The organism is Acinetobacter sp. ANC 4470, from assembly GCF_002135335.1.
Taxonomy (GTDB): domain Bacteria; phylum Pseudomonadota; class Gammaproteobacteria; order Pseudomonadales; family Moraxellaceae; genus Acinetobacter.
The window spans coordinates 1-11,208 of record NZ_NEGC01000002.1 but is presented as its reverse complement, the minus strand read 5'-3'; the positions used below and the strand labels follow the sequence as shown (position 1 = coordinate 11,208).

Here is an 11,208-nt window from a genome sequence, read left to right as displayed (position 1 = left end):
AGCTTATTGTACGTGATTTTACCGCTGATCACAGGCACATCATGCAAGATGCGTGTTACCGAATATCTGATGAATGCTTAAAAATCAAAGTTGGAGCTGTTGTATGATCAATTCATCAGGATGCAGAGAAAGACAAGATGCACAAAGGGCAGAGCGAAATCCGGATGATTTGGCTGATGGTACTGATTATTGTCGGTGTAGGGGCGTGGTTTTTTAAACTACAGATATTTACTTATTTGTGTGGCTTAGCCTTTGTCATGAGTGTGATGCAGTATGTCGATACGCTGCAAACACCAGCCACCCAGATTGCGACAGAGACGCATATTTCATTGCAAGAAACCTCAAAAGTTCCGCTCTATCTTGCATCCATTATTGCGCTTGTCGGTGGGGCAATGGATTGGGGTTTGGTTGTCGGTGCAGGGATTACGGCTTGGATTTTTTTCTTTCTACGCTGGTTGCGGCGTTTAGAAGGGTTGTTAAATCAAGTCCAAATGCGAGTACAACAAGTTCAAACCACGACTTATGCTGCTATTGAACAGATATCCTATACAGAACCACCTGAATTAGCAGCGACATCAAATTCGATCAGTCTGGTTGATCAGTTCAGGCAATGGATATTTCAGGGTAATCCTGTTTTAAAAGTTGCCATCTTGGTACTGATTATTGGCATCGTGTTATTGCTACGTTTTGCCACCGAACATTGGCAGTTGAGTTTGGCGTTGAAACTGGCGATTGTTGCAAGTGTAAGTGGTGCAGTGACTGCATTGGGGCATGGATTACAGGCTAGAAACCGCAGTTTTGCTTTGGCTTTAGAAGGTTTAGGTTTAGCGGCATTATTTTTGACCTTATTCTTTGCTTATTACAATGGGGTAATTTCGACTTTAGGGATCGCAGCATTGTGCTTTGCGGTCATTATGGGCGTAATGCTCACATTAAGCTTAAAGCAGCAATCGATTGAATTGGCACTCATGGCCATGATCATTGCCTATATCGCACCATTCACTTTACCTGTTCGCAATGCGACAGCGGTTGAATTGATTGCTTATTATGTAGTGATTAACCTTGCTGTGGCTGTACTGAGTACATTACGTCCGTGGAAAATTCTGAATCAAATAGCCTTCCTTGTCACGGTGATCGTTGGTGGAGCTTATGCTTTTTATCAGGGCGAAGCAGAAGAGCGTAGGATTTTAACAGCACTGGTTGTGGCACATACCGCCATCTTTGTTTGGCTGAGTTTTCGCTTTAGTCAACTGCTTGCCAAAGCGGATCTAGCTCAATTTAAACTTAAACCTGCTTTAGATATTGCGCTTATTTTTGGCGCACCTATTGTGGGCTATATTTTTATTTATTTAATGTATTTTGATGAAATGTATTGGCAAGCAGGTGCAAGTTTAGCCTTTGCAGTGGTTTATGCAGGGCTGTATCAGCTTTCTAAACGTCATCAAGCGGCGCAACTAATTTCGCAAAGCTATTTAAGCCTTATGTTGATTTTCTTGGCTTTGATTCCGCCGATACTGTTACCTGAGCAATGGAGTGTGATTGGTTGGGCTGTTGAAGGTTTAATGATTTTTATTTATGCCTTGTATCGGGAATCGAATGTCAGTCGTTATCTGGGTATGGGGTTATTGGTCGTTGCAGGCTTATCCAGTTTTTATTATCTGGCGGAGCTGAGTCAATTTCCACGTGAAATGTATTGGGGACTGTGTCTGAGTTATTTTGCGGTAGTGTTGCTTGCCAATAGTCGCGCCTCTTTTCGCAAGCAATTGAGCCATGCCACGATCGCTTTTCATTGTTTACAGATGTTGTCCGCCACCACGATGTTCATTGTTTTATTGCTTGATCAAATCGATAGTGCGAGTCAGTTGGTGATTTGCCTATTGATCGTCAGTGGATGCTATTTGCTGATGAATGAAGTCATGTTGTATTGCAAAGCCACATGGTCGTGGTTATTGCCGAAATGGCTCGGGTTAATTCCAGTCTTTATTTTGGCCTTTATTATTGTGCTTGATCAGAGTAAGCAAGGTATTATCGTTTGGTTATCGACTTTTGATCGCATTGCTTTCGTACTCTCTGCTTTGATGTTGACTGCCTTGTGGCTGCGTCCCGTGTTGGGTGTTCGAGCCGAAAAAGAGTGGGTAAGTTTCGGAGTTTTGCTTAGCCTCGCCATGAGTAGTTTAAGCTTGGTTCCGAGCATGCCGTATATGAGTATGGTGATTTTCCCTTTGTTGTTCTGCGCTTGGTGTTATTGGCAAGTGGATAATTTAGATTGGAAAGTATTTTGGCAAGCACGCAGCACTTTGCTTTTAATGGCGACTTGGATGCTGTGCTCACAACTCTTTACTCAACAGGCATTTCAAGCGTATGTACTGCCGATTTTAAATCCATTTGATTTGGTCAGTATCGCCATGTTGATTGGATTTATGTGGATGCTGTCCTTACAGGTTAAATCAGGTTTGGATAAAGGCATCGTTGCAGTGCTGATGGTGTTAAGTTTGCTTTGGCTAAGTAGTTATATTGTGCTGCGTGCATTACATGTTTATTTAGGCACACCATTTAATGAGCTGGCTTTGTGGCAAGATGGCACGGTTCAACTCAGTTTAACTTTACTTTGGGTTGGTTTGGCATTTATGACCATGAGTTTAGCCAGTCACAAACAACTGCGTTCAGTCTGGATTTTGGGCGGCAGTATTTTGGTGGTCGTGACCTTAAAATTGGTACTGTTTGATTTGTCCCATATTGGGACTTTAACTCGAGTTGTTTCATTTTTAGGTGCGGGCTTTGTGATGTTGATGATCGCTTATATTGCCCCGATGCCTGAAGGTGAAAAGATTTGATATTTTTTACCTCTCCCTAACCCTCTCCTATTAGGAGAGGGAACTGTTTCCTTCTCTTGCGCCATATATAGCTCAGGGAGAAGGTTAGGATGAGGGTGTAATTTAAGAATTATTTTAAATCAGGCTCTCGTTTTATTTCTTGCGCATTGGCATATTGATCTATATCTGCATCATTTAAAGGCTGCATATTGGCTGGTCGATCGACAAAGCCCATTTTAGGCACAGGAATTTCAATTTGATTGTCGACGAAACCATTCCTGATTCGTTCTTGCATTTCATCGCGAACTTTTAAGAAATTTTCATCGTTACACCAAATCGCAAATAACAGTTCAATGGAAGATTCACGGAATGCAGTCACGGTCACTGCGGGTTTCGGGTCAGCCAAAACCAAGGGATATTTATTGGCAACATCAAGCAGTACTTCACGAACTTTAATAATATCTTCATGAAAGTTAATCGCTAAAGTAATGGGAATGCGCCGTATCGGAAATTTTGACAAGTTATGGACGGGGGCGCGAATTAGCTGTTCATTCGGGAGCCGAACATAGACATTATCTTGAGTTAACAGTTTGACAGAAAGTAAATCAATCGAAATGACCTCACCTTCAATGGTGTGTCCACGAATCAAAGTCAATTGAATGGTATCACCAATTTCAAAAGAACCTTCACCAATCAAGAATAAACCGCTGATTAAGTTGGAAGCAGAGGTTTGTGATGCAAAACCCAAAGCAACGGTTAAAATCCCTGCTGCACCTAAAAAGACACTGAGTTTAAAGCCTGCTTCTTTTAAGCTTGCCATGACAAAAATTAAGAAAATAAAATAGAAAATACCGCGTCGCCAAACCAAACGTTGGTGTGCGTTAAAACGTGAACCAATAGTACGAATAAAGGCATTTGATACGAAGCGTGCAATCAGGAAACCAATAATGGATAAGATTACAGCCACTAAAATTTCACTGAGACGTTCAGTATTGATATTGGTGAAAATTCCCTTGAGGCTTTGGGTAATTTCTTTTGGAATATTTGAATCGGCCATTTTGCCCCCTAGAAAAATGAATCAAACATATTAAATAAAGCACTTGCTGGCGCACGTGGTGGATGGACATACATGACTTCGCCTGCATGTGGTGGGGTACGATTTTCAATACGAATTCGAGGTGGGCGATCTAAACCTTCATGTAGAACTTTAATTTGTGATGTCCATAATCGACCAGTACTTTCACTATAAAACAGGGGTAGTGCAGAAACAGGTACATTCATCCGGTCAAAGCGTAATTGTTGATGACTGGTATTATGAAATTCAATCGGGGTGACTGCACGAAAGGCACGCGGTTTTAACAGATGTAATTCGGTACGACCATCGACAGCGGTCGCATAACAGATCTCGCCCATACGATGATTCGGACCAAACCAAGTGTCTTTGGGAAGAATGACTGGAATATCAAACAGTGGATCTTTTTGTCCTTCGACAAAACCAGCAATCCATAAGGGCGTGCTGATATACAGTGTGCCACGTTGTCCAGCAGGAATATAAATCGGGTCAACTGGTTTAATCACCACAGAACGATCCGCTAAACGCGGCATTAATTGCAATTTACTTTGCGTCGATTTGAACATATAGCGTTCTATTTGTGCGGGCTGAGGAAAACCAAAATAAGGATCTTCAATGGCATGCCACTTTTGTTCATAGTCATACTGAACTTGTGGGCGATGAAATTCCATCCGCCATTCTTGTAGTCCGCGAGTAAGACGAAATAACAGTGAACCAAATTGCCATGCTTTGGGCTTATTTAATTCAAAGCTGTGTTCGCCCCACCATTTTAAATTGGGATGCTCAGGTTCGATCAATTCATTATTTTTAGACAACAGCACATTTCCTATATTGCTTAATCAGTAAAAAACAGACTTCACGCTGCCATATGCTTAGAGTACACTCAAATCAATTTATCCATCATTATAAACTTTGATGCAAATATTTAAACAATTACAAATACCCTATAGTTTTGCTAAGCGTCATGGCGTATTGCTCCGATACGAGGGTGATCAAGCCTTTATTGTACGCCGTGAAAATACCCCATTACTTGCGATACAAGAAGCCCGTCGCTATTTAGGTCATTCTGCGCAGTATCAATTATGCAGTGAACAAGAGTTTCATCAATTGCTCAGTTCAAGCTTTGCAGGAGGGGATACAGGTGAATCGCAACAAGTAGCAGCTGGTTTAGAAGATCATCCAGATTTACTCAGTTTGGCAGATTCAGTCCCTGAGGCTGAAGATTTAATGGATCAGGAAGATGATGCTCCAATTGTTCGTCTGATTAATGCCTTGCTCTCAGAAGCCATTCGAGTCGGTGCTTCCGATATTCATATCGAATCTTTTGAGAAAAAATTGTCTGTCCGTTTACGTGTTGATGGACAACTTCGTGAAATCGTACAGCCTCGCCGTGAACTTGCACCACTATTGGTGTCACGTATTAAAGTCATGGCAAGACTCGACATTGCTGAAAAGCGTGTGCCACAAGATGGTCGTATGTCTTTAAGGTTGGCAGGACGTGAAGTCGATGTGCGTGTCTCGACCTTACCTTCGTCACATGGCGAACGTGTGGTGATGCGTTTACTTGATAAGCAAGCAGGTCGGTTAAATATGACGCATTTGGGTTTAATGCAGCCTGATTATGAGCGTTTAACCCATTTGGTGCATCGTCCACATGGCATTATTTTAGTCACTGGGCCAACAGGTTCGGGTAAAACCACCACTTTATATGCAGCCTTATCGGACTTAAATGATGGCTCAAAAAATATTTTGACTGCGGAAGACCCAATCGAATACCAATTGGAAGGCATTGGGCAAACGCAGGTCAACACCAAGGTGGATATGACTTTTGCTCGGGCTTTAAAAGCCATGTTGCGTCAAGATCCTGATGTGGTCATGGTGGGTGAGATTCGTGATTTGGAAACTGCAGAAATTGCTGTTCAAGCCTCATTAACAGGTCACTTAGTCTTGTCTACGCTACACACCAACACTGCGATTGGTGCAGTCACACGGTTAAAAGATATGGGGATTGAACCCTTCTTGCTAGCAAGTTCTTTGATTGGCGTGATTGCACAACGTTTAGTACGTACCTTATGCACACGCTGTGCAACATGGCACGAAGCCGATGCTTTTGAAACCGACATTTTTCGACATTTAAATGCAGAAGCTGAACTGAAGTTGCCACAACCCAAAGGCTGTGATCATTGCTCGCATACGGGTTTTATGGGACGAACTGCAATTTATGAAATTGTTCCAGTCGATGATAAAATGCGCCGTTTCATCCATGGTCATGCTGCGGAATATGAATTAGAGGCTTATGCACGTCAGCAATCAGGCTCTATTCGTGATGACGGTTTACGCAAAGTGTTGGCCGGAAAAACCACCTTAGAAGAAGTACTTCGCGTTACCAATGAAGCGGTAGATTAACGCGAAGTATTTTGATGTTTTATCATTTAAAAATTGCTGAACTTACCAAAGTTTGGCAATTTTTTTCATCAGTTGGGCACGAAATGGGGCAGTCGGATTACTTGCGTTACGCTGGGTTTCATTTTCATAAAATGTTTGCCAAGTTTGAATCATCTCAAGAGTCACACCTTGAGTTTTTAGTTTTTTGACATCTGTTTGAGTGATGTTATGCAGACGTTTTTCTGCGTCGTCTGGTCCTGTACCCCAACCAATAATGCCTTGACCAAATGCTGGTAATTTCATGTTGTTGGGTGTGGGCGGAATTTCTAAACGCTGAATATTGGGATTAACCAGAGATTGGACTTGAGGATGAATTTTTTCAGAAAGACTCATCTCTGCAAAAGAGGTGCTTGCTGTAGAAAGCAGCAGCGTGCTTATCAGGAAATATTTAAACATGAATAAAAGTTAATAATTGCAAATAATAATCATTATATATTAGTGGTGTGATTTCTTATCTTTTTGAGATATTTTTAAGCTTAAAATTACAGTATTTTGCTGGTTTTGTAGTCGGTTGAGCCTTTTTAAGAAGATCATGATGAGTCGGTTGAGTAAATAAGAGCTCATCGATGGATAAAAGTAACTCTATCCTAAAATACTCAGGTCGATTTTAGGATAGATAAAGACTTTGATTAGGTCATCACATTTAAAGTGATATTAATATTGCCACGAGTTGCGTTGGAATAAGGACAAACAATGTGCGCTGCATCGACCAATTTTTGCGCCTCTGCCTGATCCATGCCTTCTAAATGAATATTTAATTTCACCTCAATACCGAAACCCGTCGGAATAGGTCCAATACCAACTTCGCCTTCAATATAGGCATCTTGACTAATATTGAGTTTATCTCGATTTGCGACGAATTTCATTGCACCAAGAAAACAAGCTGAATAGCCTGCTGCAAAAAGTTGTTCTGGGTTTGTACCGCCACCCGCACCGCCCATTTCTTTAGGTACAGCTAATTTCACATCTAAAATGCCATCTGATGAGGTAGCCCGTCCATCACGACCACCTGTTGCTTTCGCTTTTGCTGTATAGACTGCTTTTTCTAAAGCCATTTTTATGATTCCTGTGAATGATATGAGCTGTTATCGTGTGGGATTTTGCAGGAATAATAAGCAGTGATTTTGTAATTTTTATAGCGGAAAATTTTGATATAAAGGCGAAAATAATTAGAAATTAATAATTTTACGATGCTGTATCAAAGGCATGGATGCACGTATTGCCTGTTGTTCTTGTAAATCAAAAGGCACGGTAATTAGCTGAGCACCCTCAGTCTCTGTAATTGCTAAAATTTGACCACGGCTATTGGTTGCGCCTGCCTGGCCCCAAGTTTGACGTTTTTCTCCGTGCCAGCCTTGTTGTGTAGCACCTAAAATATGACATTGACTGTCCATTGCCCGTGCTTGTAGCAATAACTGCCAATGCATTTGACCTGTGGTGTAAGTAAATGCCGCAGGTGCGGTGAGTATATTTGCACCTTGAGCACGTAAAGTGAGCGCCAATTCAGGAAAACGTAGGTCATAACAGACCATTAGTCCAATATGACCAAAAGGAGTTTTTGCAACAACAACATCTGTTCCAGGCTCAAAAAATTTAGATTCTTGATATCCGCCGACAGCATCACCGACTTGCACATCAAACAAATGAATTTTGTCATAACGTGCTTCAGTACGTTCAGGACTAATACACAGGCTTACAGTACGTACACGACCATCAGGAATGATTGAACCATCAGGACGAAAGGGACAGGGAAGTGTCCCTGCCACAATCCAAATTTGATATTGCTGGGCAAGATGTTCTAACCGCTGTTGAATCGTTTCAAACTGCGCTGCTGTCTCGCGTTGTTTTCCACCTGCAAAACAAACAAAGTTTTCAGGGAAAACAATCAGCTCTGCACCATCTGCTTTACTTTGTTGTATCAACGACTCAATCACGATGAAATTGGCTTCAATATCATCTTGGGAATTCATTTGTACAACAGAGAGTAAAGTCATGTGGTGAGCTCTAATAAGTAGTTTTTATACGTTTTGTTGAGATACTTGCTCAATGTTATCTTGTTCTTTTTGCAGCTGTTTAACTAAAGGCTCAAACATATTAAGGTTGTTTTCATTCAACTCCATTAGTGTTTTATGCGCATCTAAAACAGTGGTTAACATGGTGTTATGACTAATGTGTTCTTCCATTAATTCAAGTGTGCATACTTTTGGGTCACCACAATAATTTAAAATCACAAAAACTTGACCCAGCCCCATACTATTGGCCAAAGTCGTAATATCGGGGTTGGTAGATAACATGACTGCCTGAATGTGATGAGTTTGCTTGAGCTTGAGACCAAGCTTGGCGAGTACACCTAAAACAGTACTGTCAATAAATGTGGTTTGGGTTAAATCTACGATTGCCCCAACCACATTTGATTGTTGTTCAATTTTACTAAGGAGTTTGTCTAGACTGATACAAGATTGGGCACGCACTTCGCCAATAAGCTTAAAAATATGCGTTCCATTCAAGCTTGCATATTCAACATGACCTGTTGACATATAAATGCCATTTGCAGAGAAGGATTGTAAAATTATCACATAGGGCCACTAGAGACTCAAGTAGTCAAAGGGCGTAGTTTGCTCAGTTAAAAGTTAACGTGTTGATTATATGATTAATTCATTCTGCGTAAACTTAAGATTGCAATGTCATCTGCCACATGTTCAGGGGCTTGGAATGATTGATTTTGCAAATGAAAGACTAATTTTTCAAATTGTTCATTTAGACCACCATCAAAAGGCTCGAGTGCGCCATCTGAACAAATAATAAACCGTGCATGACGATTCAGCATACATTCAAATTCTTCGACTTCAAGATCTTCGGTCAGCCCCAAAGGAAAACTACTGGTATTGAGAATTTTTGGTGGTTGATTCGGTTCAAAGATAATCGCTGGAGGATAATGTCCTGCACTTGACCAACGTAACTGATGGGTTTCTAAATTTAAAACACCAGCAATCATCGTAATATGCTTTTCAATATTCTCTTGAACCAGCATACCATTGAGCTTTTTAATCAATTCACGCGGCGTTTTAGATCGACCATGAAAGGCAGCCATCCAAGACGTGAGTAAACTGCTGGTTACGCCATGTCCAGAAACATCAGCCAGATAAAACATAATTTCTTTATCGCTGATTTTCCAATAATCGTACCAATCACCAGACAAATATGCAGAAGGTTGAAATAATGTTTCAACCTTGTAGTTCATCAATTCAATTGGATTGGGGAGTAAACATTTTTGTAGATGTGCAGCGGATGGCAAGTCGCGACTATCTTGATTGCGTTTATATTGTGCATCAATTTTGAGTAATGCACCTTCAGGATCAAGCGGGAGCTTATTCCAGACCCAGCCTGCTAAAGCACCCAGTTCCCATGCTTGAGCTAGAGCAGTGCCTTCATTTTCAAAAGCTAGCACAATTGTAGGGAGCGACCATTGATGGGTTAGATAGTCTTGTACATCAGCAATGGCTAAAATTGTGGGATCATACAAATCAATATCATCTATGCAAATCATTTGCACACTGGGTAGTGTACTGAGTACCTTATCTAAATAAGGAATATTACGAGTTGGTTGAATGAAATACATAAAGAAATTGTATGACCCTTAAAGTGATAACATATTAGAGTTGTGCTCTAACAATCTAATGCTCAGCAAAGAAAGATGCTTAACTGATCATATTTTTAATAAATAAAAAAGACTTATTTGCTTGTTGTATCTACATCATCTTCTGGCACGTCATTCTCAGTGCTATCTTGATCATCATCAATAAACATTGACTCAGATTCTAGTCCTTTTTTTTCTGCAATTGCGAAATTTTTACGTTGTAAGTAAATATCACGAATTGCCGCATATTTATCACCCTGTAAAACATCCTCTATATCTAAAAGTTGAGAACGAGTATCAATGCCTCTTAAAGCTTGGTCTGTCCAATAAAGTCCTTTGCGATTTTCAAAGATATATTTTTGTGGTCGGGCTTGGCTATCGATAGCTAGCCCCACAGTATCTCGAAATGTACTTGGACCAAAAATAGGTAAAACCAAATAAGGTCCCGAAGGAATGCCGTAATAACCTAAGGTAGTACCAAAATTTTCTTCTTCAGTATATAAGCCCATACGTCGAGCAGGATCGGCAAAACCTAAAGTGGTAATGGTGTTAATGGAAAAACGGCCTAATGATTCGGCCGCTCGAAGTGGTCGACCTTGAATCAGTTGATTGACCGCATTCCATGGTTCGCCTAAATTTTTGCGAAATTGACGATATGATCCGCGCACATCAGAAGGTACTTTTTCCTTATATTGAACGGCTAGCGGTCGAGCAATATGTTGGTCTAGAGCATCATTGAAAGCATAGACTTGTCGATTTAAGGGTTGTAACGGATCTTTTTTACTTTCAGGCTGAGTTGCATTGGCATTTACGTTTAAATCTTTAGCTTTTACATTTTTTAATTCTTTTAATGCTTCAAGACGAGGATATTGAGCACCTTGGATTTTTTTCGCTGAAAGTGTTTCTAAGCCTTCTTTTGTTGGTGATTCAGAAGTATCAATTGAATCATTTGCAAATGCAGGAAAAATTAACCCAAAAGATAAAAGGCTAGCCCAAACATAATGGAATTGACGCATAAAAAATCCTAAAACTCTAGAGTAAGCTGGTGCTTAAAGCTGAAAATTACGTAATAAACTATATTAACAGGTCTTTGAATACGCGTATTAAAACAAATTTGATCAAAATATGTAGAAAAAGAAGACAAAAAGACTAAAAAACATCCTAACGATAAGAAAGTTTTGAAAAAGGGGTTGCGTGGGGATTTTTTTCGCCTATAATGCGTATCCATCGGCGGTGATGTT

10 protein-coding genes are annotated in these 11,208 nt (G+C 40.5%); 2 read left to right on the top strand and 8 right to left on the bottom strand.

Translation table 11 applies throughout. The annotated features are described in order from the left end of the window. The first annotated feature begins 137 nt into the window (after positions 1-137). Positions 138-2,834 (top strand): DUF2339 domain-containing protein, encoded by a 2,697-nt coding sequence (locus B9T25_RS03220; protein ID WP_086187057.1) that lies wholly within the window; start codon positions 138-140, stop codon positions 2,832-2,834. A 109-nt stretch (positions 2,835-2,943) separates the two neighbouring features. Here B9T25_RS03220 and B9T25_RS03215 read toward each other — a convergent pair whose 3' ends face one another. Both B9T25_RS03215 and B9T25_RS03210 read right to left on the bottom strand, forming a co-directional pair. Beyond that, positions 2,944-3,870 (bottom strand): mechanosensitive ion channel family protein, encoded by a 927-nt coding sequence (locus B9T25_RS03215; RefSeq protein WP_086187056.1) that lies wholly within the window; start codon positions 3,868-3,870, stop codon positions 2,944-2,946. Positions 3,871-3,878: 8 nt separating this feature from the next. Next, positions 3,879-4,700, bottom strand: a complete 822-nt coding sequence (locus B9T25_RS03210; protein WP_086187055.1) for a hypothetical protein — start codon at positions 4,698-4,700, stop codon at positions 3,879-3,881. A gap of 100 nt (positions 4,701-4,800) precedes the next feature. Between B9T25_RS03210 and gspE the strand changes: the two genes are divergently transcribed. Next, complete coding sequence (gspE, locus tag B9T25_RS03205; protein WP_086187054.1) at positions 4,801-6,291, top strand: type II secretion system ATPase GspE; 1,491 nt, start codon at positions 4,801-4,803, stop codon at positions 6,289-6,291. A 42-nt stretch (positions 6,292-6,333) separates the two neighbouring features. Here gspE and B9T25_RS03200 read toward each other — a convergent pair whose 3' ends face one another. From B9T25_RS03200 to B9T25_RS03175, 6 genes are all read right to left on the bottom strand, one after another. Beyond that, the gene (locus B9T25_RS03200; protein WP_086187053.1) at positions 6,334-6,726 is read right to left on the bottom strand and encodes a DUF4951 domain-containing protein; all 393 of its coding nucleotides are present in this window, start codon (positions 6,724-6,726) and stop codon (positions 6,334-6,336) included. Positions 6,727-6,959: 233 nt separating this feature from the next. Then, positions 6,960-7,385 (bottom strand): organic hydroperoxide resistance protein, encoded by a 426-nt coding sequence (locus tag B9T25_RS03195; RefSeq protein WP_086187052.1) that lies wholly within the window; start codon positions 7,383-7,385, stop codon positions 6,960-6,962. 114 nt (positions 7,386-7,499) lie between these two features. Then, positions 7,500-8,324 carry a carbon-nitrogen hydrolase family protein gene (locus B9T25_RS03190; protein ID WP_086187051.1) on the bottom strand — a complete coding sequence of 275 codons (825 nt, stop codon included), beginning with the start codon at positions 8,322-8,324 and terminating at the stop codon, positions 7,500-7,502. Positions 8,325-8,348: 24 nt separating this feature from the next. After that, positions 8,349-8,867, bottom strand: coding sequence for an anti-anti-sigma factor GigB (gene gigB / locus B9T25_RS03185; protein ID WP_086187050.1), 519 nt, complete (start codon positions 8,865-8,867; stop codon positions 8,349-8,351). Positions 8,868-8,980: 113 nt separating this feature from the next. Continuing rightward, complete coding sequence (gene gigA, locus B9T25_RS03180) at positions 8,981-9,949, bottom strand: RsbU family protein phosphatase GigA (RefSeq protein ID WP_086187049.1); 969 nt, start codon at positions 9,947-9,949, stop codon at positions 8,981-8,983. 113 nt (positions 9,950-10,062) lie between these two features. Beyond that, positions 10,063-10,983, bottom strand: a complete 921-nt coding sequence (locus tag B9T25_RS03175; RefSeq protein ID WP_086187048.1) for a VacJ family lipoprotein — start codon at positions 10,981-10,983, stop codon at positions 10,063-10,065. Between the last annotated feature and the right edge of the window lie 225 nt (positions 10,984-11,208).

Bases quoted from the DNA above. Each gene is read 5' to 3' on its own strand.
- B9T25_RS03220 (WP_086187057.1), top strand. From the start codon at position 138: ATGCACAAAGGGCAGAGCGAAATCCGGATGATTTGGCTGATGGTACTG.
- B9T25_RS03215 (WP_086187056.1), bottom strand. From the start codon at position 3,870: ATGGCCGATTCAAATATTCCAAAAGAAATTACCCAAAGCCTCAAGGGA.
- gspE (WP_086187054.1), top strand. From the start codon at position 4,801: ATGCAAATATTTAAACAATTACAAATACCCTATAGTTTTGCTAAGCGT.
- B9T25_RS03200 (WP_086187053.1), bottom strand. From the start codon at position 6,726: ATGTTTAAATATTTCCTGATAAGCACGCTGCTGCTTTCTACAGCAAGC.
- B9T25_RS03195 (WP_086187052.1), bottom strand. From the start codon at position 7,385: ATGGCTTTAGAAAAAGCAGTCTATACAGCAAAAGCGAAAGCAACAGGT.
- B9T25_RS03190 (WP_086187051.1), bottom strand. From the start codon at position 8,324: ATGACTTTACTCTCTGTTGTACAAATGAATTCCCAAGATGATATTGAA.
- gigB (WP_086187050.1), bottom strand. From the start codon at position 8,867: ATGTCAACAGGTCATGTTGAATATGCAAGCTTGAATGGAACGCATATT.
- gigA (WP_086187049.1), bottom strand. From the start codon at position 9,949: ATGTATTTCATTCAACCAACTCGTAATATTCCTTATTTAGATAAGGTA.
- B9T25_RS03175 (WP_086187048.1), bottom strand. From the start codon at position 10,983: ATGCGTCAATTCCATTATGTTTGGGCTAGCCTTTTATCTTTTGGGTTA.